Source organism: Lactimicrobium massiliense, from assembly GCF_900343155.1.
Taxonomy (GTDB): domain Bacteria; phylum Bacillota_I; class Bacilli_A; order Erysipelotrichales; family Erysipelotrichaceae; genus Bulleidia; species Bulleidia massiliensis.
In genome coordinates this window covers 251,788-273,015 of record NZ_OUNG01000003.1, presented here as the reverse complement: position 1 = coordinate 273,015, position 21,228 = coordinate 251,788, and the positions used below count along the sequence as shown (strand labels likewise).

General features: G+C 48.9%; 17 protein-coding genes. 13 read left to right on the top strand and 4 right to left on the bottom strand.

Features of this window, described 5'->3' with window-relative positions:
• The first annotated feature begins 31 nt into the window (after window positions 1–31).
• From secA to DHU66_RS07055, 3 genes are all read left to right on the top strand, one after another.
• Window positions 32–2,401, top strand: a complete 2,370-nt coding sequence (gene secA / locus DHU66_RS07065) for a preprotein translocase subunit SecA (RefSeq protein WP_108775158.1) — start codon at window positions 32–34, stop codon at window positions 2,399–2,401.
• Window positions 2,401–3,508 (top strand): peptide chain release factor 2 gene (gene prfB, locus DHU66_RS07060; protein WP_108775157.1). Its coding sequence is split into 2 segments (ribosomal slippage): window positions 2,401–2,466 and window positions 2,468–3,508, totalling 1,107 coding nucleotides; the frame shifts between segments, so codons are not numbered across the junction. Before secA ends, prfB begins: the two co-directional genes overlap by 1 nt.
• Before the next feature lies 1 nt (window position 3,509).
• On the top strand, window positions 3,510–4,388 hold the full coding sequence (locus DHU66_RS07055) for an RluA family pseudouridine synthase (protein WP_167836305.1): 879 nt from the start codon (window positions 3,510–3,512) through the stop codon (window positions 4,386–4,388).
• 9 nt (window positions 4,389–4,397) lie between these two features.
• Here DHU66_RS07055 and DHU66_RS07050 read toward each other — a convergent pair whose 3' ends face one another.
• Both DHU66_RS07050 and DHU66_RS07045 read right to left on the bottom strand, forming a co-directional pair.
• Entirely contained in the window at window positions 4,398–5,708 is a 1,311-nt protein-coding gene (locus tag DHU66_RS07050) for an alpha-amylase family glycosyl hydrolase (protein WP_108775314.1), read from the bottom strand.
• A gap of 274 nt (window positions 5,709–5,982) precedes the next feature.
• Window positions 5,983–7,635 carry a hypothetical protein gene (locus DHU66_RS07045; protein WP_108775155.1) on the bottom strand — a complete coding sequence of 551 codons (1,653 nt, stop codon included), beginning with the start codon at window positions 7,633–7,635 and terminating at the stop codon, window positions 5,983–5,985.
• Window positions 7,636–7,762: 127 nt separating this feature from the next.
• Here DHU66_RS07045 and tnpA point away from each other — a divergent pair, with 127 nt between their 5' ends.
• Window positions 7,763–8,239 (top strand): IS200/IS605 family transposase, encoded by a 477-nt coding sequence (tnpA, locus tag DHU66_RS07040; protein ID WP_108775154.1) that lies wholly within the window; start codon window positions 7,763–7,765, stop codon window positions 8,237–8,239.
• On the opposite strand, the gene DHU66_RS07035 is transcribed toward tnpA, so the two are convergent.
• Complete coding sequence (locus DHU66_RS07035) at window positions 8,225–9,055, bottom strand: NAD(+) diphosphatase (protein WP_108775153.1); 831 nt, start codon at window positions 9,053–9,055, stop codon at window positions 8,225–8,227. The genes tnpA and DHU66_RS07035 overlap by 15 nt on opposite strands.
• Window positions 9,056–9,559: 504 nt before the next feature.
• Entirely contained in the window at window positions 9,560–11,617 is a 2,058-nt protein-coding gene (locus DHU66_RS07030; RefSeq protein WP_167836304.1) for a P-type ATPase actuator domain-containing protein, read from the bottom strand.
• A gap of 112 nt (window positions 11,618–11,729) precedes the next feature.
• On the opposite strand from DHU66_RS07030, the gene DHU66_RS07025 reads away from it, so the two are divergent.
• The 9 genes from DHU66_RS07025 to DHU66_RS06985 all read left to right on the top strand — a co-directional run bounded on the left by DHU66_RS07025 (window position 11,730) and on the right by DHU66_RS06985 (window position 21,227).
• Window positions 11,730–13,532: an aminopeptidase P family protein gene (locus tag DHU66_RS07025; RefSeq protein ID WP_245309438.1), complete on the top strand. Its 1,803-nt coding sequence runs from the start codon at window positions 11,730–11,732 to the stop codon at window positions 13,530–13,532.
• A complete protein-coding gene (locus tag DHU66_RS07020) occupies window positions 13,529–14,284 on the top strand; it encodes an exodeoxyribonuclease III (protein WP_209451782.1) in 756 nt (251 codons plus the stop codon). Before DHU66_RS07025 ends, DHU66_RS07020 begins: the two co-directional genes overlap by 4 nt.
• Before the next feature lie 45 nt (window positions 14,285–14,329).
• Entirely contained in the window at window positions 14,330–15,691 is a 1,362-nt protein-coding gene (locus DHU66_RS07015) for a Sapep family Mn(2+)-dependent dipeptidase (RefSeq protein WP_108775151.1), read from the top strand.
• A 72-nt stretch (window positions 15,692–15,763) separates the two neighbouring features.
• Window positions 15,764–16,618, top strand: a complete 855-nt coding sequence (locus tag DHU66_RS07010) for a haloacid dehalogenase-like hydrolase (protein WP_245309436.1) — start codon at window positions 15,764–15,766, stop codon at window positions 16,616–16,618.
• Entirely contained in the window at window positions 16,605–17,303 is a 699-nt protein-coding gene (locus tag DHU66_RS07005; protein ID WP_108775149.1) for a CBS domain-containing protein, read from the top strand. The genes DHU66_RS07010 and DHU66_RS07005 overlap by 14 nt, the downstream gene beginning before the upstream one ends.
• A gap of 16 nt (window positions 17,304–17,319) precedes the next feature.
• On the top strand, window positions 17,320–18,252 hold the full coding sequence (locus tag DHU66_RS07000) for a lactonase family protein (protein ID WP_108775148.1): 933 nt from the start codon (window positions 17,320–17,322) through the stop codon (window positions 18,250–18,252).
• Between the two features lie 111 nt (window positions 18,253–18,363).
• Window positions 18,364–19,575 carry a MalY/PatB family protein gene (locus DHU66_RS06995; protein WP_108775147.1) on the top strand — a complete coding sequence of 404 codons (1,212 nt, stop codon included), beginning with the start codon at window positions 18,364–18,366 and terminating at the stop codon, window positions 19,573–19,575.
• Window positions 19,576–19,819: 244 nt separating this feature from the next.
• Window positions 19,820–20,119 (top strand): hypothetical protein, encoded by a 300-nt coding sequence (locus DHU66_RS06990; RefSeq protein ID WP_108775146.1) that lies wholly within the window; start codon window positions 19,820–19,822, stop codon window positions 20,117–20,119.
• A gap of 415 nt (window positions 20,120–20,534) precedes the next feature.
• Window positions 20,535–21,227: a nuclease-related domain-containing protein gene (locus tag DHU66_RS06985; protein ID WP_108775145.1), complete on the top strand. Its 693-nt coding sequence runs from the start codon at window positions 20,535–20,537 to the stop codon at window positions 21,225–21,227.
• The last annotated feature ends 1 nt before the right edge of the window (window position 21,228 follow it).

Sequence of the window (21,228 nt, the reverse complement as noted above, 5' to 3'; positions counted from 1 at the left end):
GGCTGTAAAAACGACAGAAAGAGAGGTTTCCATGGCAAATTTTATTTCCAAGCTCTTTAATGAGGATGCCAGAAAGCTGAGACAGATTGAGAAGAAGATTCAGCCGGTGCTGGATCTGGAAGAAAAATACAGAAATATGAGTGATGAGGAGCTCAAGGCAGAGACGCCCAAGCTCAGGCAGCGTCTGGCGGATGGTGCCAGTGAGGATGATATCTTTGCGGAGGCATTTGCGACGGCGCGCGAAGCCTGCCGGCGTGTGATCGGTGAGTTCCCATACAAGGTTCAGCTGATGGGTGCTGCCGTGATGTGCGGCGGTGATATCGCTGAAATGAAGACTGGTGAAGGTAAGACCCTGACTTCTGTCATGGCTGTTTACCTGAATGCATTAAGCGGCAAGGGCGTGCATGTCGTCACAGTCAACGAATACCTCTCTCAGCGTGATGCCCAGTGGATGGGACAGATTCACAAGTGGCTCGGCCTGACAGTTGGTCTGAACCTGCGCCAGTTGACAAGGGCACAGAAGAAGGCTGCCTATGCCTGCGACATTACCTATACGACCAACAGTGAGCTTGGCTTTGACTATCTGCGTGACAACATGGTCACACGTGTGGAAGACCGTGTCATGCGGGGATTGAACTATGCCCTGATCGATGAGGTCGACTCCATCCTGATTGATGAATCCCGCACACCATTGATCATTTCCGGCGGTCAGAAACAGACGGCAAACCTGTATCTGCAGGCAGACCGCTTTGTCAAGAGACTGAAGGCGGATGAGGACTATGAAGTGGATCTCAAGACCCGTACGGTCCAGCTGACAGAGCAGGGTATTGCCAAGGCTGAGAAGGTTTTCCGTGTTGAGAATCTGTATAATCTGCAGCACACGGCATTGCTGCATCATATCAATACGGCTTTGAAAGCCAACTATGTCATGGCCCGCGATGTGGACTATGTCGTGGATGAGCAGGATGATGAGATCGTCATCGTCGATCCCAATACCGGCCGTCTGATGAAGGGCAGACAGTGGTCTGATGGTCTGCATCAGGCAGTAGAAGCCAAGGAAGGCATCTCCATCAAGCAGGAAACAGCCACACTGGCAACAATTACCTATCAGAACTTCTTCCGTCTGTACAACCGCCTGTCTGGTATGACCGGTACTGCCAAGACCGAAGAAGAAGAGTTCCTGGAAATCTACAACATGTATGTGTTTGAGATTCCGACCAATAAGCCGGTCATCCGTGTGGATTATCCGGATGCGGTCTTTGGCACCAAGAAGGCCAAGTTCTCTGCGCTGGTGGATGAAGTGGCCGAGCGTCATGCCAAGGGACAGCCGGTGCTGGTTGGCACCATTGCCGTTGAAACTTCGGAACTGATTTCCAAGTATCTGAAGGAACGTCATATCCCGCATGAAGTGCTGAATGCGAAGAACCATGCGCGTGAAGCACAGATCATTGCCAAGGCAGGTCAGAAGGGTGCTGTGACCATTGCAACTAACATGGCTGGACGTGGTACCGATATCAAGCTTGGCGAGGGTGTGCGTGAACTGGGCGGTCTGTGTGTGCTTGGTTCTGAGCGCCATGAATCCAGACGTATTGATAACCAGCTGCGCGGCCGTGCCGGCCGTCAGGGTGATCCGGGTATGTCCCGCTTCTATGTATCCGTGCAGGATGATCTGATGGTCAGATTCGGATCTGAGCGTATGGAAGGTCTGTTTGCTTCTCTGGGTGATCAGGCGGTGGAGTCCAAGGCCGTATCCAAGGCAATCTCCAGTGCCCAGCGCAGAGTTGAGGGTGTGAACTTTGACGCACGTAAGCAATTGTTGCAGTACGATGATGTGATGCGGCAGCAGCGTGAAGTGATGTACCAGCAGCGCAACTTCATTCTGGAGAATGAAGATGTGCATGAGGTCATTCAGGATATGTTCAAGCGTGTCATTTCCGATATCATCGGTGCTCATCAGGATTCTGACAACAAGGGTGCTGTGGATAAGAAGGCAGTGGTTGAGGCTTTGAATAACATTGGCTTCAAGAACATGGTCAGGGAAGAAGATCTTGGTGAGATGGACCAGGAAGAGATGACCGGCTTTGTGGTAGATAAGGCCTGGACGTATTATGAAGACAAGATTGCACCAGTGAAGGAACAGATCAAGCCGGTGGAGAAGGAAGTATCGCTGCGTACGATTGACCGTGCATGGTCCAATCATATTGATACGATGGAGAAGCTGCGTACAGGTATCGGCCTGCGAGGGTATGCGTCTGCCAATCCGCTGCAGGCATATATCGAAGAAGGTTATACCTTGTTCCAGGATATGATGCAGACAATTGCCCAGGAAATTGTGGCTTTCTGCATGAATGTAAGAGTCATTGACAATCGTCCGAAGAAAGAAGAGGAGAAAAAAGCCTGATGGAATTATTTGAGATGAAGCAGGGCATTGCCCAAAGCCGAGCAAAAATGGAGCAGCTCGGCTCCTCTCTTTGACCTCGCGTCTAAGCAGGAGAAAATCAAAGAGAATAATCAGCTGATGGAGGCACCTGATTTCTGGAATGACCAGAAGAAGGCACAGAAGCTGATTCGTGAAACAAACAATATGAAATCATTGGTAGATACGCATACGGCGATCTCCAATGAACTTGCGGATCTGGCAGAAGGAGTGGATGAGCTTTCCTCTTCCTTTGACCCGGATATGAACGACCTCATTCAGGAAGAGTATCAGGATGTCATGAAGAAGTTTTCTGATTTTGAGATTCAGGTGCTTCTTTCCGGTCCCTATGATGACCATAATGTCATTCTGGAAATTCATCCTGGTGCCGGCGGCACAGAGGCGATGGACTGGGCCGGCATGCTGTACCGCATGTATACCCGCTATGCAGAAAAGAAGGGCTACAAGCTGACACTTCTTGACTATGAAGAGGGTGAAGAAGCGGGTGTCAAGTCCGTGACTCTCAAGATCGAGGGCCATATGGCCTATGGCTATCTCAAGGGCGAAGCCGGTGTCCACAGACTGGTCCGTATTTCCCCGTTTGATGCCAATGCCAGACGGCATACAAGTTTTGCCAGTGTGGATATCATGCCGGGATTTGAGGATGATCTTGAAATTGAGATTGATCCCAATGATCTGGAAGTCATTACCATGCGTTCTTCCGGTGCCGGCGGCCAGCACATCAACAAGACTGACTCTGCTGTGCGTATGACGCATAAGCCTACTGGCATCACAGTTTTCTGCCAGACACAGAGATCTCAGCTGCAGAACCGTGAGGCCTGCCTGAATATGCTGAAATCCAAGCTGCTGCAGCTGCGCATCAAGGAGAATGCAGAAAGAGCAGCGGCTGTGCGGGGTGAGGTAAAGGCCAATGAGTGGGGCTCTCAGATCCGCTCCTATGTCTTTGCACCATATACAATGGTCAAGGATCTGCGTACCGGCTATGAAACCGGCAATATCCAGAGTGTCATGGATGGCGATCTGGATGGTTTCATTGACAGCTATCTGCGTTCGCAGATCACCAGTGACTGATATGGCAAAACAACTGACATATACCATTACAGACAAAGAAAACGGTCTTGCAGTCAAGACCGTTTTATCTAAGTCTCTTCATCTTTCCAGAAGAGAAATCTCCCGTCTCAAATTCACCAATGGACTCTTTCTCAATGATGTTTCCTGCCGTGTAACCCAGCCGGTCAAAACAGGTGATATTGTGCATCTGATCTTTGCGGAAAAGGATACGGCCCATGCACAGAGAATTCTGGGTAAACCGGATATTCTGTATGAAGATGAAGATCTTGTCATTGTAAACAAGCCTGCTGGCATGCCGGCTCATCCTTCCCATGAACATCTGGATGATGATATGGGTACGCTGTTGCAAAGCTGGTACCATGGCAGATTTACGATCCGGGCCATCGGCAGACTGGATAAAGATGTTTCCGGGGTCATGGTGTATGCCCGCAGCCAGCCTGCTGCTGCCCGTCTTTCAAAGCAGCGGGAACAGGATATTCTGTACAAGGAATATCTGGCGATCATCCAGGGACATATGGATCAGAAGAGCGGCATGCTGGAATATCGTCTGAAGAAAGTGGAAGGCCGCAAGGACCGTGTGGTCAGTGCCGATGGCCAGCTTTGTCAGACATGTTATGAAGTGATCCGCGAAACAGATGATTTCAGCCTGGTGAAAGTACATCTTTTAACGGGCAGAACACATCAGATCCGTGCTGGCTTTGCCTGGAGCGGTCATCCTTTGGTGGGAGACCGTCTGTATGGGGGATTGGACCTGCTGTCTTTTCCTGCTCTGCACTGTGCCAGTATCCAGCTGGAACAGCCCTTTACCCATCAGAAGATTCATGCCGAAGCGCCATTGCGTGAGGATATGGAAGCTTTGCTAAAAGAAAAAGAACGCTGATCAGCGTTCTCAGTGATTTGGCGTAAACCAGAAATATGCAGCTTTGCCATCAAGATCAACCCCATTCTGGAAGTTGATCTTTTTGTTTGTCAGAAGTTCCGTACCTTCCTGCACTTTGAAGTCTGCATCCAGGTGAATGGGTGCATCAGAAATATTGATGGCAAAGGTGAGCTGTCCTTCTTCACTGTGTCTTGCAAAGATCAGCTGTTCATTTTTAACCATGATCTGCTGGTAGTCGCCATCCGCAAAGACACGGTGTGACAGCCGCATCTTTGACATGGCAGCGATGGTATCTGTCAGTGCATTCCACTCTGGCTTGTCAAAATATGGCCGCAGGGGATCGTCACTGTCATTCGTCTTCTTTCCCTGTGCACCCCACTCCGAGCCATAGTAGATGCATGGCATGCCAGGCATTGCATAGACAAGGGCATAAGCCAGGGGCAGATCACGTGGATCCTGCAGAACGGAGGCGATACGGTCAACATCGTGGTTATCCACAAAGGACAGAAGATGCCTGCCGCGGTACAGCGTCCAGGGATCATTACCGAACTGGCGGTTATAGGAATAGGCAATCTCAAACAGATTGTGGCTGTTCAAAGAGGAATAAATGCCCTTGCGGCATTCATAGTTGGTCACCGAATCGAGGTGGCAGTCATTGAGCAGGACATTGTAGTCGCCGCCGATCATTTCTCCTAACAGCAGGAAATCTTTGCCGTAGTTCTGCACATGGTCATGAAGCTGCCGCAGGAAGTTTCGATCTACCATGTAGGCGACGTCCAGCCGCAGACCGTCAATGTGGAACTCCTGTTCCCACAGATCGATACTGTCCAGCAGGTATTTACATACTTCCGGGTTCTGCAGGTTGAGCTTGACGAGTTCATCATGGCCTTCCCAGTTCTGATACGTAAAGCCGTCCTTTGCCCACGTATCGTTGTAGTTGATATAGAACCAGTCGGAATAGGGGCTGTCCCACTTTTTCTCCTGGACATCACGGAATGCCCAGAAACCTCTGCCGACATGGTTGAATACACCATCCAGCACGACTTTGATGCCTGCTTGATGCAGAGCATCACAGACTTGCCTGAAATCTTCATTGGTGCCAAGGCGCACATCAATCTTATGGTAGTCACGGGTATCATAGCCATGCCGGTCAGAATCAAAGACCGGTGCAAACCATACAGCTGTTACGCCAAGTTTCTGCAGATGCGGCACAAAGTCCAGCACATGCAAAACTCTGTGAGAAACAACACCATCATTTTCATGAGGACAATCGCAGAGTCCAAGCGGGTAGATCTGATAGAAAATCTGATTGAAATCCATGTTCATCCGACCTTTCCATTGGTGAATTCTCCCTACCCTGAAGGATAGGGCCTCTGACTGCCTTACGGCAGCGGAACTCCCCCGATTCACTATGGGGCTTCCTGGCTCCAGGGTATTTTGAAGCTGAGGCTTCTGCGGAGCGCAGCTTCTCAGAAGCACGCGTTTCTGATACCTTCAGAGCTTTATCCGCAGCAGGATATTTCATCCGCCCGGTTCCGTTTCTTCCTCTGGTTCCACGGCTGCCGAAGCGGTTATCCTGCTGCGGTGATGCTGTCTATATCGCAAGTGCATACATTTCTGATGCACGGAGCTGTTTTGTGATCTTATATGCAGCAGACCATTGCTGTCTGCGTGGCTGATTCCAATTGATGCTGGGATCAATGACTTTGATGAGAAGAGGCACTTTTTCCTGGATGCCCATGCCGCGTCTTGCAATGGCGGCAGAAGCGCCTTCATGGACAGACATGCCATACCGCTTCATGAAGATGAGCTTTCCTACCTGGGATGTATATGCAGGATGCACCTTCTTCAGGGCGATGCCGTACTTATAGCTTTTGGATTCCGCAAGTGCAGTGACGGTCGAATACGCAAACCGTGAAGTGACAAAGTTTTTCTTTTTACTGCCATAACGGTTTGCAGTATGCTTCAGCTTCAGGCACTCCATCACAAGCGGTTTTGCAGATTTACGACACCAGCAGTATGCCTCATCCAATGCAGACGAGATGATCTGTTCTGCATGACCGGAAGAAGCACCTTCCAGATCGAATCGGATGACTTTGTGACGCAGAATGTTGCCGCTTCCGTCGGTCTCGCTGATCGACAGATTGTCATAGTTGGCATCCATGCCAATACAGCCATCGCCTATGAATTCGACCATTCTCTTCTCGGGAACGGTGACGATGCATTGGATCAGGAAGGATCCGCTCGTCTCAATGATGCGCCACGAGACAGCGTGCCTTTCATGTGCCGGCAGTCCGACAGCCTGGTTCACGAATTCCTGTTTATAGGGGAACACCACGTTTTTCAGATGCACGAGAACGGGTTCCCCGTTTTTCATCTGCTGTGAGCGGTATATCAGCCCTCTGGTTTCTGTGCTATAGGAGAAGCGGAAGTTTCCCTGGGAAGCGTCCTTTCTGCCTGTAATCATCAATGCATGAGAACGCTTCTTCTGCCAAGCCCGTTTCCATGTCGCATGGTTCGGATATTTGCCATTGTTCTGCTGGCGGAAGAGCTTTTTGCCCCCATAGCAGACAGACGCGGGCTCATTTTCTCTGGCAATACGGTCTTTCAGAAGTTCCTTCCTCTGTTCCAGGTGGGCCAGTCTGTTCTTCAGCTCATGGATGCGTGGAATGATGTACTGTACCTCGAAGAGGTACGCATTCTCATAGCTCTGCATTGCTTTATAGGTGCGCAGGTTCATGACTTCAAAGCACTCGGTCTCCTTATCATAGCGCTCTTTAACACCGGACAGCTCATATGCAGGATCTTTCTTCTTTGACCAGCTTTTCAGTTTCTTCCGCAGGTTTTGCATTCGCGTGAGCTGCTGCTTTGTGCTCCTAATCTTGTTTTTATTATCTTTCAGTTGTTCCTGCCATTCCGAAATATTCTGTTTCTTCAGTTCCTTTGCGGACTGAAGAGCACCTTTTGCCTCAGTGATGGCGCTGTTCACAAAATGATCGTCCGCATGGTATTTCTGCTTCAGCTGCACATGCGCAGAAACAGGGTGCTCCTTTGTGCGGTTTTCTTTCTTCCGGCGGTCAGGGACACCCGTCGCTTCGCGGGCAGAAGTATTCTGTATTTCCTGCATAGCGGTCGCAGTGTGCTTGATCTGATTGAAAAGAGCGATATCGCACAGCAGCGCATTCAGCTCTTCCGGATCGAGACTGCCTTTACTGATGTGTCTGGAAAACAGTGTTCTGACTGCCATAACAGCGCCCCTTTCTATTTGGTTTAAATTTATATTTTACAGTCTTATTATACCGCATATTATGCACTTTTTCCGTATACTTAGACTGTAATATTCAATATTGGTTATATTTGAAAGGAGACAATCCATGAACGAATATCACAGCGCCCATGCCGTATACAGCCTGTCTTACCATATTGTACTGGTGACCAAGTACCGCCGGAAAGTGCTGACTGGCGATGTGGCAGACCAGCTCAAGTCAGAATGCATTCGTCTGATCGAAGACAAGAAGGGACACGTACAGGAGATCGAGACAGACGAAGACCATGTGCATATCCTTGCAGATCTGTCACCCTGCTATTCGGTGGTTGAAATCATTAATTCTCTGAAGGGAGTCACCTCCCGCATTCTGAGGAGGGATCATCTCCCTGAGATCAGCCGTCTTCTGCATGGAGACTCTTTATGGAGCGACAGCTACTATATTTCAACCACAGGCGGCGTTACCATCGAAAAGCTGAAAGCGTATGTGCAGTCTCAGCCTACAGAAGAGCACAAACGAAAGTACGTGAAATCCGGGAAGTACGGCAAATATCATAAAAAGAGGCGCAATTCATCCCCTGCCTGAAGTAAGGGGTCTTCTTGCGCTATCTTCGATAAAGTTATGAATCATTTCACTGGTGAGGGAGGCATTGCCGCCGGTATCAATTTCATCGGTTGGCTTGACCCAGCGGGCCACCCGCAGCTCATTTGAGTCCATGGTGATGGCATCACTGCCGATCACATGGGCATAAAAGCCAAACAGCAATGTGGAAGTAAAGCCCCATGGCTGTGATTTGTAATACGTCAAAGAGCCAACATCGAGACCGGTCTCTTCCTTGACTTCACGGATCGCGGTCTGTTCAATGCTTTCACCGATCTCATTGTATCCTGCCACAAGGGCATATTTCTGATAGCGTCCATGCGCATATTTGGTCACCAGCAGTTCGCCGTTGTCATTGATCACAGCGACAATGACAGCGGGCATGATGCGGGGATAGACAAGATTGCCGCAGCTGGGACAGCGCATTGCCCGCTCCCTGGTATCCTTGACCATCAGGTGGCCGCATCTTCCACATCTTTTATTGATCTGCATCCAGGCATCAATCTGCCAGCCAGTGATGGCCGCAAAGGACAGCCACTTTGGTTCCAAGGTACGCAGGTTGTACGTATTGATGGAAGATACGGCAAGATCTTTGAGATCACTCAGAAAAAAGGCCGTATCATCAATCCGGAACAGATAGTCCAGATGCCGCTGATCCGGCAGGTCTTTTACCTGGAAAAAAAGATTGTCATGGTTGAGATGGACATTATTGCCATCAAAGGAAAAGACATAGTCATCTGCCCGGGGGTCTCTGGGCTTGTATTCATTATGCATGACATGCGGAGCGATATCCTGTATCATTCATGCCTCCATCTCTTGCGTACTGCCAACATATATATAATAGACGAATAAAAAATGCAAAACAAGACTGGTAAAGAAGGGGGCAGAAGCTATTATAAAAGTACCAAGAGAAATCAAGCAGGATTCCCAATTGAAACGGAGGTAATGCTTATGAAGAAGGTGCTCCTCGAATATTAGTCCGAGTATTTCGAAACAGTGCAGAAAGGTTTCGGAATACGGGTATCATGGACCGGAAAAGCCGGATGAAAGAAAGTGAAAGTCTGCATGAGGACAGACCGATGGACAGGTTCGTCTGACAATTGATGCATTTGTTAGAGTGGCACGCAAGTGTCATGAGTGACTGAGATTAGCAAACAATCAGTGTGACAGCAGGCAGATCAAGGCTGAGATCAAGAGCAGCTGCACAGTTGGAAAAAACAGAAGAAGATTCTTCTGCGGATACAGAAATCCGTCTTCTACATCATTCCAGATTAAAAAGACCTGCATTGTGTGATGCGGGTCTTTTCATCTGCTTGCATTGTAATTTAAAAGCTGAAAAATGACACTGGCAATGCTGAGAAGATATGGCACAAACAGGCTGTGCACAAAGATGGCAGACACAAGGCAGATCATCATGACAGCCGTATGATAAAGCTGTATGCGATTCTGCTTTGCAAGCAGGGTATCAGACATCTGTCTCTGGTATTTGAAGATGACAGGCAAAGAGGCAGTCTCATTGCCTGGGGTGATGATGTCGCTTGCATCATCCTGCATGCTGTGCATGCGGATTTGTAAAGAGGCACTGTGGCTGGCCATGTCTGCGCTGCAGACAAAAGCACATGCCTTTCCATTTCCTGTTTCCTTTTTCAGAAGTTCTTCCTTCTGATTCCAGGACGCATTCCATTTCACCTCATCCACACCGGTTTCTTTCTGCAGATATCCGGCAGGACTTTTGGTGCCATGGACGAGCAGTACAACATGCATGTCCTGCTGTTTCAATGATACTATGGCATCTTTTGCATGCGGCAGAATTTCCTTGCGGGCAGAAACCAGACCGATGATATGGGAACCATCATGCAATAGGCGTATCTCTTTGCCTTCTGTTTCCATTGCCTTGATCGTTTCATCCCAGGATGCTGTGTCGAGTCCTGCTTTTTTGACATCTGCAGGTGTTTCCAGCTTCATCGTTTTCCCGCAGCTGTCATTCCTGATGGCACAGAAGGCACCGGCACTTTCACTGGTCAGCTTCTGACTGCGCAGATAGCGCTGCAATGCTTTGGCAAAGTGATCTTTGTGATGGGTAATGGCATCACCGGCATTCATCTCCATGATATGGATATCAATGTCTTTGCCAGGTAAAAAGTCACAGACTGTCAGTTCGCGGCTTGTGACAATATCATCCTGCTCGAGAAAGATGGTCTCAATCTTCTGATCTTCCAGACTGCGGCGCGTCTGTAAAAAGAGATTCTGTCTGGCAAGGTCCAGACTGAAGGATCTTTGGGTCTTTGCTGTGAATGCTGCCATTGCGCAGGGATAGATGGATGCTGGAATGGCAAGGGCACTGACAAGTGCAGCGCTCAGCTGTCTGGTAATCAAAAGGACAATGACAAAGACTGCTGCCATGATGCCGGCGCTGATCTTGATATCCTTTTTCTTTTTTGCAAGGATACCGTCAGGAACAGTGTCCGTATTCTGCAATGCCTTGTGCCAGAGGTTTGCGATGGCAGTCTTACTGCCAGCCTTTTCAACACGGCATGTGCAGTAACCATGGCAGACTTTTTCACCGGCAAACAGATCATCCCTGACATGCTTTTCACCCTGACTGTTTTCAATCCGGACCGCGCCTTCCCTGATTTTGCCATCTGCCGGGATGGTATCTCCTTTCCGCAGGACGAGAAGATCACCTGGCTGCAATTCATCCGGGCTGATGGTCATTTCCTGGCTGCCTTTCAGCAAGTGTGCTTTTTCCCTGACTTCTGCCGGGACAAATCTCTGCTTTTCCTGGTTTTCTTTTCTTTCTGCAGATGCCAGAAGAGAAAGGCGGATGCCTGTGACAGCAGTCCAGGCAGCTGCTGTGGCATGAATCTGGCTCTTTGTGATGAAAAGCAGACAGATCACTGGCAGAAATGCAATGAAGAGACATGCAGTGACGGCCTGATCATCCCACTGCTTGTGTTTCAGATGATGCAGGCATGTGATGGCCTGTTCTTTCTGCAGGCAGAGAATGGCTGCCAGTAAGCCAATGAAAAAAAGAGTGCTGCATGGCAGGATGAGAGCCAGTGGTGTCAGCAGAGAGATGCTGAAAGAAAGTCTTGTTTTCAGATTTCTGCTGTTTCCTGCTTCTGGCATGCAGGGAAGTGCTTCATGGCGCAGGCATGCATCATAGCCGCATGCCTGGATGGCTTTGAGGATATTTTCTTTGGTGATTTTAGCATCATCAAAAGTGACATCCATGGTGCGGATCGCAGTGTTGACGGTGACCTGCTGGATGCCCGGCATGGATGAAAGATGGTTTTGTATCGTATCTGCACTTGCCGCAACGGACAGTGCATGAACAGCGAATGTTTCAGTACGGGATGGCACAATGTTCTCCTTTGCGTTCCTTATCATATGCTGTTTTGAATGGCGTGACAATGGGTGTGTTGTTGTTCCTTCTGCTTTGTTTTGCATATAATGGAGTACGTTACGAGGTTAAATGAAAATGGAAATACAGGAGAGAATTGCGGCTCTGCGGGCATTGATGCAGGCCAGAAACATTGATGTGTATTATGTTCCCAATGAGGATGACCATCTGTCTCAGGAGTATACGGCTGATCATTTCAAGTGCAAGTCATGGCTGACCGGTTTTACCGGTGATGCCGGCTGTGCCATTGTCACCAGAGACTTTGCCGGCCTCTGGACGGATGGACGCTACTTTACCCAGGCAGAGATGGAGCTGGCTGGCACCGGTGTGACACTGATGCGGCTGCGCCAGGAGGGTGTGCCCAATCCATTGGATTTTCTGATTCAGAACACACCGGATAACGGTATTCTTGGCTTTGACGGCCATGTGGTATCTGCGCAGGCTGCCCTTACTCTGAGCCGTGCCCTTTCTATGCGCCATGCGTCCCTGCATATGCGTGAGGATCTGGTTGGCATGATCTGGAAGGACCGTCCGGCCATGCCTGAAAAGCCATTGTTTTTGATGGACGAAAAGTATACCGGTGAAAGTGCCGGTGAGCGTCTGGCCAGAGTCAGAAAGGCAATGGCTGAAAAAGGTGCGGATGTGCTGGTGCTGACGGCATTGGAAGATCCGTGCTGGGTATTGAATGTGCGCGGGGATGATATTCCGTGTACGCCGGTGCCATATGCCTTTGCCTTGATTGAAAAGGATCAGGCATCTTACTATGTGGCCGAAAAGGCTGTCTCATCAGAAGTGGCTGCCTATCTTGCTAGCTGGCATGTGTCTGTAAAGCCATATGGCAGTCTGCAGGCAGATCTTTCTTCCTTGTCCAATCAGGTTGTCTGGGCAGATCTTTCCGGTCTGAATGCGGAATTATATGATGCTTTGCGTGCCGGCCATAACCGTATTCTCAATGCCCATTCTCCAGTGGAGCTGTTCCGTGCCATGAAGAATGAAACGGAAATTGCAAATATCCGCCATGCCCATCTGAAAGACGGCATTGCCATGGTGAAGTTTGTCAAGTGGATCAAGGATCATGCGGCATCTGGTACGATGAGTGAACTGTCTGCCCAGAATCATCTGTATGCGCTGCGGGCTGCACAGCCGGACTATCTGGAACCAAGTTTTCCGACGATTTCCGCATATCAGGCCAATGGTGCCATGATGCACTATGTGGCAACTGAAAAGCAGTATGCCATGTGTAAGCCGCAGGGCTTTCTGCTGGTGGACAGCGGCGGTACATACCGTGATGGTTCGACCGATATTACCCGTACGATCTCACTTGGCAAATTGACTGCGGAAGAGAAGAAGCTGTATACGCTTGTATTAAAGGGACATCTGGCATTGGCACGTGCCCGTTTCCTGTATGGCACCTGCGGCAACAATCTGGATATTCTGGCCAGAGGACCGTTATGGGATGAGGATATTGACTATCAGTGCGGCACCGGCCATGGGGTTGGCCATGTGCTTGGCGTCCATGAAGGTCCCCAGGCTGTGCGCTGGGGTGTGCCAAGTGCTGCCCGTCCTTCCTCAGTGCTGGAAGACGGCATGGTTGTGACGGATGAGCCTGGCGTGTATCTGCCGTATAAGGTTGGCATCCGTATCGAGAATGAACTGCTGGTGCGCAAAGGCACGCATAACTTCTATGGCCAGTGGCTGTACTTTGAGGACCTGACACTGTGTCCGTATGATCGGGATGCGATTGATGTCAGCCTGCTGGAAAAGAAAGAGATTGAGCAAATCAATGTCTATCACCAGCATGTGTATGATACGCTTTCTCCATATTTAAATGAGGAGGAAAAACAATGGCTATGGAAACAGACAAGAGAGCTGTGAAACTTGTTTCCTGGAATGTGAATGGCCTGCGCTCATGCATGAAGAAGGGGTTTTCTGACTTCTTTGCACAGGCGGATGCAGATCTGTTTGCGATTCAGGAGACCAAGATGCAGCCGGATCAGCTTGATGATTCGATGTCCTTTGACGGCTATTTCCGCTATATGAACAGTGCAGAAAGAAAAGGGTATTCCGGCACAATGGTTTATGCAAAGAAAGAGCCGCTGCAGGTCATTTATGATATTGACGGCGATACAACCAAAGAAGGGCGTGTGATTACACTGGAATATCCGGATTTCTGGTTTGTATGTGCCTATGTGCCCAATTCCAAGGAACAGCTTGCCCGGCTGGATTACCGTATGGAATGGGAAGGATATCTGAAAGCACATCTTTTGAAGCTGGATCAGACAAAACCAGTGATTTATACCGGTGATCTCAATGTTGCCCATGAAGAGATCGATATCAAAAATCCGGCATCCAATCATCATAATGCCGGTTTCTCTGATGAAGAGCGTGCGAAGATGACGGAACTGCTGGCTGCCGGCTTTACCGATACGTTCCGGCATCTGTATCCGGATGCAGTGAAGTATTCCTGGTGGAGCTATCGGTTCAAGGCAAGGGAAAGGAATGCCGGCTGGCGGATCGATTACTTCCTGGTATCCAATCGGATTGCAGGAAATGTCAAAGATTCTTTGATCTATGATACGGTGACTGGTTCTGACCACTGTCCGATCGGTCTGCAAATTGAGTTTTAACAGCTTCGTGCGTATAATATACGGGTATTTTCTGGAGGAAAAGTTATGGACGTAAAGTCAGTCATAGAGGGTTACCGCGATGAACTGGTCAGCCGTCTGGGAAGTCTTGTGGCAGTGAATTCTGCCATGGGTACACCGGAGGATGGCGCACCGTTTGGACCGGGACCGAAGAAAGCATTGGAAACCGCTCTGTCCTTTCTGCAAGAGGATGGCTTCAAAACAGTCAATCTGGATAATTACATTGGATATGCTGAAATGGGTGAAGGCGAGAAGCTGATCGGCATTGTCGGTCATCTGGATGTTGTACCGGCCGCAAAGAGCGATGGCTGGGACACCGAGCCGTTTGAGATGACGGAGAAGGATGGCATTCTGTATGGCCGCGGCGTTTCCGATGATAAGGGTGCTGTGGTGGCAAGTATGATTGCCATGAAGGCTGTGCGTGACCTTGGCATCCCGATGAACAAACGTGTGCGTCTGATCATGGGAACCAATGAAGAGTCCGGCTCCAAGGGTCTTGCCTACTATGTCAAGAAGGAAGGCAGTGTTGACTATGGCTTTACACCAGATGGTGAATTTCCGCTTGTCTATGGTGAAAAGGGTATGGTTGGCGCCGTTTACCGTTCCAAGAAGACAGAGATTCTGGACATCAAGGGCGGTACAGTTTCCAACATTGTGTGCAAGAATTGCATGATTCTTCTGAAGAAGTGCACGTTCTCCAAGAAGGCACTGGAAGATTATTTCAACAATAACTCGATTGCCTATGAGATGAACGAAGAGGGCGAAAATGTCCGCATCAGTGTGACGGGTGTGGCTGCTCATGCCAGCACGCCGGAACTTGGCCGCAATGCCATTTCCTATCTGATGTGCGGTCTGCACGCAGCCGGCTGCCAGGATCCGTTTGTGGAATTCTATTGTGACCACTTCGGACTGGAGACCGATGGTACTTCTGCCGGTGTTGCCTGCAAGGATGAATATGGTGCATTGACACTGAACAATGGTGTTATTGGCATGAAGGATGGCGTGATTGAGGGAACGATTGATATCCGCTTCCCGGTTACCTTCAATGCCAAGCAGGTTGTCAAGCAGTGGAGTGAGCATCTGGAAGATGAAAATGGCCTGATTGAGATCAAGCATACAGTTGAGCCGCTGTTCTTCCCGGTAGATTCGCCACTTGTCACAACATTGCTGGATGCCTATCGTGAAGTCACTGGCGATACGGAGAGCCAGCCGCTGGTCATTGGCGGCGGTACATATGCCAAGGGCATTGACAATACCATTGCGTTTGGCTGTGCATTCCCTCATGAGGATTACCGCATTCACAATACAAATGAATGGGTGCGCATTGATGAACTGCTGAAACAGGCAGAGATTTATGCCACTGCGATCATCAAGCTGCTAGCTCTGTAAGATGGATCATCTCAGAAGACCGCGTCATGTGGTCTTCTTTTTTCTGGCTTTTCTTTCTCTGCTTCCTTTTGTATGATGAAGGGAAAGGAAGAGAATATGAAAAAAGCCGCAATTTTATACGATTTTGATAAAACACTGTCACCGCGGGATATGGAGGAGTATTCCCTCATTCCGCGGCTTGGCTATGATCATCCCCGGGATTTCTGGGCTGAGGTGACGCGCCTTGCCATCACCAACCGCATGGATGCGATTTCTGCTTACCTGTATCTTCTGAAACGAAAGTATGAGGAAGAGGGCATGCCATTGCGGAAGGAGAACTTTCTGTCCCTTGGCAAGGATGTGGTGCTGTTTCCAGGTGTTGAGACATGGTTTTCCCGCATCAATGCATATGGCAGAGCGGCTGGTTTTACGATCGAGCACTACATCATCAGTTCCGGCATGAGTGAGATTATTGAAGCATTGCCGATTGCGGATCAGTTTACCCGCATCTATGCCTGCCGCTATTACTATGATGAACATGGCGATGCCAAGTGGCCGGCCCGGATTGTGAATTACACGACCAAGACGCAGTATATCTTCCGTATTAACAAGCAGGTGCTGGATGAAAGCAATGATGCGGATCTGAATGACTATCTGGATCCCCGTGTGAGGCCGGTGCCGTTTGAAAGAATGGTCTATGTGGCGGATGGGTTTACCGATGTGCCGTGTATGCGGCTGGTGAAGCTGTATGGGGGAAAGTCCATTGCAGTCTATGACAAGAGTAAAACAGTTGCCGAGAAGCTGATCCGGGACGGCCGTGTGAATTTTATGGCTCATGCGGATTATCGTGAGGGCGGTGAAATGGAAACACTGATGAAGATGATCATTGATCACATGAAGGCAGATGATCTGCTCAAGGAAAGAGAGGGTATTCATGAGCCAGAATGACAATGCCAGACGCTTTCTGGATGCCTATGCGTCTATTGAACATGAGCTGAGTACAATGGCCAGAGAGACCAGATATATTCCGTTTTCACAGCTGCTGTCGATGTGTGCAAAGCACAGTTGGGTTGTTTCGCATCATCAGGAGGAGCTGCGGGAGTTCAACGAGCTGCGCAATGCCATTGTGCACCTGCGTGACAGCCGCAATGAGATCATTGCCCAGCCGACGGATCAGGCTGTGCAGGATATTGAACGGCTTGCAAAACTGTTAACAGGCGATGATACATTGCTGCAATATGCCAGCAAACCGGTCAAAACGGTTTCCCTGCAGGATACGATCCCATCTGCCTATACGCTGATGAAAAAGCTTGGCTCTTCCAAGGTGCCGGTCTATGAAAATGGGATCTATCGCGGTTTGTTGCAGATGGAGGATATCTGTGCCTGGGCGATGGATGGACGTGATGCTTCGCTGCAGGTGAAGGATGTTCTTTCCAGCAGCCGCAAGGAGCGCGTGGTGTTTTTAAACCGCGGGGCAAAGGTGATGGATGCTATGGCATCTTTTGAGAAAGCACTGCGTCTTGGTGCTGCGGCGATGGCGATCATCATTACAGAAAATGCAGAACGGGATCAGCAGCCGCTGGGTATTGTGACAGTGCAGGATCTGCCGAAAATGCTCAGAGAGCTTGTGTAAGCGCTATAATAGAGGCATGAAAAGAAAAGGCTATGCGGGCACGTATACAAGTGCCGGTGCACAGGGAATCTATTCCTTTGTGCTGGAAGATGGAATTCTGCGGGATGCAGAGTTGTTTGCGAAGATTGAAAATCCAAAATATGTAACAAGATGGGCGGATGGCATTGCCAGTGTGGGAGATTTCCCCAATGGTTCCGGTGTGGCTCTGTTTGATGAAGCAGGGAACCTGCTGGATGCCATCAGCTATGAAGACAGGACATCGTGCTTTATTACGTGTGATGGGGACCGTCTGTACACGGCCAACTATCATGCCGGTACTTTTTCGGTGCTGCAGATCATCAATAACCGCCTGAAGCTGGTGGATACCGTATTGATCCGGGATGGCGCCGGCTGTCATCAGGTACTGGTGCATGATGATACGATTCTGGTGCCATGTCTGTTTCTGGACCGTGTCATGATGTATGACAAGATGACTCTGGATCCAAAGGGCTCGATCCGTTTTGATCAGGGCACCGGGCCAAGACATGGTGTTTTCACCAAAGATGGAAAATATCTCTATCTTGTCTCAGAACTCTCCAATGAGCTGTTTGTGATTTCCTGTGACAGCTGGAAAGTGCTCTACCGGATTCCAGTGTTGGCAAATGGTGAAATGCATGTGCGCGATACTGCAGCCATCCGGATGTCGGATGATGAGAAGTATCTGTATGTTTCCACCCGCACGAAAGATGTGATTTCTGTGATTGCGCTGAAGGATCATGTGCCGGTATTGAAGCAGGTTGTTTCCTGCGGTGGCAAACATCCGCGCGATATCAATCTGTGTGACGGATATCTGATCTCTGCCAACCGCTATTCCAATGAGCTTGTCAGCTTCCCGATTCAGGAAGATGGCACGCTTGGAAAAGAAACCAGCCGTCTGCATGTGCCGGAGGCAGTTTCTCTGCTTTTCTGAAAAGCTTTGCAAAGACAGAATTTTTTCTGAAAAATTGATGAAGTTCTGCCTTTTTTTGTTTTACATCCAGATTTTGGTTTCTATACTAGGCATTATATGGAGGAGAATGCGATGAAATACGATTTCACTTCAATTATGGACCGCCATGGCAAGGATGCCATTGCGGTAGATGGTCTTTCCAAAGATGGCAAAGGTGCACCAGCTGCGCCGAAAGACGGCTTTGATGCCATTCCGATGTGGGTTGCAGATATGAACTTCCCGACAGCACCATCCATTACTGCCGAGCTTGAAAAACGTATCCAGCACCCGGCATATGGCTATTTCATGCCTACGGATGAATACTTTAACAGCATCATCAACTGGCAGAAAGAGCGCAATGGTGTTCAAGACCTCGAGAAGAAGCACATTGGCTATGAAAACGGTGTGCTCGGCGGTGTGATTTCAGTGCTGAATGTCATTTGTTCAAGAGGCGACAATGTGCTGCTGCACTCACCGACTTATATTGGCTTTACTGGTTGTTTGACCAATGCCGGCTACCATATTGTTCACAGTCCTTTGTATCGTGACAAGGATGGCATCTGGCGGATGGACTATGAAGACATGGCAAAAAAGATTGAAGAAAATCATATTCATGCGGCTGTCTTCTGCTCTCCTCACAATCCGTGCGGCCGTGTCTGGACAAAAGAAGAGATTGAAAAGGCCATGCAGGTATATGCTGATCATGATGTGTGGGTTATCTCAGATGAGATCTGGTCCGATCTGATCCTGGAAGGCTATCATCATACACCGACGCAGTCTGTCAATGAATGGGCCCGCCAGCATGTGGCAGCGTTCTATGCGCCGAGCAAGACATTCAATCTTGCCGGCCTGATCGGCTCCTATCACATCATTTACAATGACTGGCTGCGTGAGCGTGAAGCCAAAGAGGCATCACTGTGCCATTACAACAGTATGAATGTACTATCCATGCATGCTTTGATTGGTGCGTATAAGCCAGAAGGACAGGAATGGCTGGATGAGCTGCGTCAGGTACTCACTGGCAATGTCAGCTACGCCGTTGACTTCATTGAGAAAAACTTCCCGGGCGTTTCTGTTGCCAGACCGGAAGGCACCTACATGCTTTTCCTGGACTGCACAGAGTACTGCAAAGCCCATGGCATTGATGTCGGTGAAGTTCTGCACAGAGGATGGGATGTTGGCGTAGAATGGCAGGATGGCAGACCATTCCATGGAGAATATGGCATCCGTATGAATCTGGCACTGCCGCTGTCCCGCGTTCAGGAAGCCTTTGGACGTCTGCAGAAGTACGTGTTTACCAAGTAAGCAATTTATGAACGAAGCCGCATGTGCGGCTCTTTTTATCTGTGATCATTGATTGATGCGCCGTGCATAACCTGTCTACAGCCAAACCCTCAATGTTTGCACAAAGTGGCGTAGGCTCAGGCGGTGTTGGCGTCATCAATGCCGCTACTGACAACAAACACGGAAATATGGTCAAAATGATATTTGCGGCAAGTCCAGCAAATATGCAGCTCGCAAAAATCTTCAATGGGACTATGATCCGAGCTTGATCTCTGTTCCAACGCTGCTTGTATCCAGCACGGGTGACAGTGATGAGAATCTTGTTGTTTCTGGCGCAGAGCTGAAACAGATTTATGATTCGATACCTGATTCGATTCCGAAAATCATGGCACGCAGAATCGATGCTGAACACGGGGATATGCTCAGTTTTGCCGATGGGTATATGACCGCATGGTTTATGTGGCAGCTGCAAGATGATGCGGAAGCCGCAAAAGCGTTCGTTGGCAATTCTGCCGAGCTGTTGCATAACGAGCTATATCAGAATCAGCAGTCAAATATTAAGTAAGTTACCATTCATAAAACGAACGCCTCTGAACCACATCGGCTCGGAGGCTTTTTGTTATTTCTCTTTGACTGAACAGATTTTTGGCAAGGTTTCAAGGACTTGCTGACCGTCCTGCTCTACGTCATGTGCTTAATCATATGGTGTGCGATTTTATGGAATTCGTTCGATGGTGGATGTTAAACAAGAATTATTCTCCGGAAGAGATTAGCTCGGTTTTATTGAAACCACGCCGCTCGCTCAGTGGTTTATCACATAAAAGATTACGCGAAAAGTAGTAATCCTCGTTTTCCAAAAAAGAAAAGAACACCGGAACAACGCGGTAAACCCGCCTATGTTGGCTCACGTGAACACCCCATCGACCGGACCTCGGCTGATAGGCAAGATTATTGCCGAAAAAACAATAAGAACCTAAAATATGGATATGTACAAAGCAATTCTTCAGTTATGCTTACCGTTTCTTTTGGTAGCCATTGGCATGTTTGTGTTGGCTGGGTTCATCTGGCTGTTCTTTAATCATGGGATAGATAAGATCCGACATCCGGAAGAATGGAAAGACCAAGGCAGCTCCGGCGAACGCATTATATATCGAACCTTGGTCGATCAAATTCATGTGCCGGAGAGCCAAATTCTGCGCAACGTGTATGTTCCAACCGTTGATGGTAAGACATCTGAGATCGATCTTTTGGTCGTATCAAAGAAAGGTCTGTTGGTTTTTGAATGTAAGAACTATGCTGGAAATATCTATGGTGACGCCAGCCGTAAAAAATGGATTCAGTACCTCGGGAAAAAGAAAAGCTTCTTTTATAACCCCTTCATGCAAAACCGCACGCATGTAAAACATCTCAAAAAATATCTTGAGCAATATGGAGATATTCCTGCGATTCCAATGGTTACAACAATCACTCGCGGCACGTGGAAGGTTAAAAACTACGGTCCAGAAGATTATCTGCTCGGGTATAATTGTCATCTAAAAGATGTCCTCGCCAGGACGCCTGACTCTGAACTCATGGCTCAGCATTTCAAGGCAATCCTTGCAAAACTACAGCCACTTTCTCGCCCGGATGAATCCGTCAAAAAAGAACACATTGAGAAGATTCGAAAGAAGTAAA

What these genes read in the sequence shown, in the direction of transcription:
- tnpA (WP_108775154.1), top strand. Translation starts at nt 7,763, where the DNA reads ATGAACGAATATCACAGCGCCCATGCCGTATACAGCCTGTCTTACCAT.
- DHU66_RS07025 (WP_245309438.1), top strand. Translation starts at nt 11,730, where the DNA reads ATGAAAATGGAAATACAGGAGAGAATTGCGGCTCTGCGGGCATTGATG.
- DHU66_RS06985 (WP_108775145.1), top strand. Translation starts at nt 20,535, where the DNA reads ATGGATATGTACAAAGCAATTCTTCAGTTATGCTTACCGTTTCTTTTG.
- DHU66_RS07055 (WP_167836305.1), top strand. Translation starts at nt 3,510, where the DNA reads ATGGCAAAACAACTGACATATACCATTACAGACAAAGAAAACGGTCTT.
- secA (WP_108775158.1), top strand. Translation starts at nt 32, where the DNA reads ATGGCAAATTTTATTTCCAAGCTCTTTAATGAGGATGCCAGAAAGCTG.
- DHU66_RS07035 (WP_108775153.1), bottom strand. Translation starts at nt 9,055, where the DNA reads ATGATACAGGATATCGCTCCGCATGTCATGCATAATGAATACAAGCCC.
- DHU66_RS07005 (WP_108775149.1), top strand. Translation starts at nt 16,605, where the DNA reads ATGAGCCAGAATGACAATGCCAGACGCTTTCTGGATGCCTATGCGTCT.
- DHU66_RS07010 (WP_245309436.1), top strand. Translation starts at nt 15,764, where the DNA reads ATGATGAAGGGAAAGGAAGAGAATATGAAAAAAGCCGCAATTTTATAC.
- DHU66_RS07050 (WP_108775314.1), bottom strand. Translation starts at nt 5,708, where the DNA reads ATGGATTTCAATCAGATTTTCTATCAGATCTACCCGCTTGGACTCTGC.
- DHU66_RS07015 (WP_108775151.1), top strand. Translation starts at nt 14,330, where the DNA reads ATGGACGTAAAGTCAGTCATAGAGGGTTACCGCGATGAACTGGTCAGC.
- DHU66_RS06995 (WP_108775147.1), top strand. Translation starts at nt 18,364, where the DNA reads ATGAAATACGATTTCACTTCAATTATGGACCGCCATGGCAAGGATGCC.
- DHU66_RS07045 (WP_108775155.1), bottom strand. Translation starts at nt 7,635, where the DNA reads ATGGCAGTCAGAACACTGTTTTCCAGACACATCAGTAAAGGCAGTCTC.
- DHU66_RS07000 (WP_108775148.1), top strand. Translation starts at nt 17,320, where the DNA reads ATGAAAAGAAAAGGCTATGCGGGCACGTATACAAGTGCCGGTGCACAG.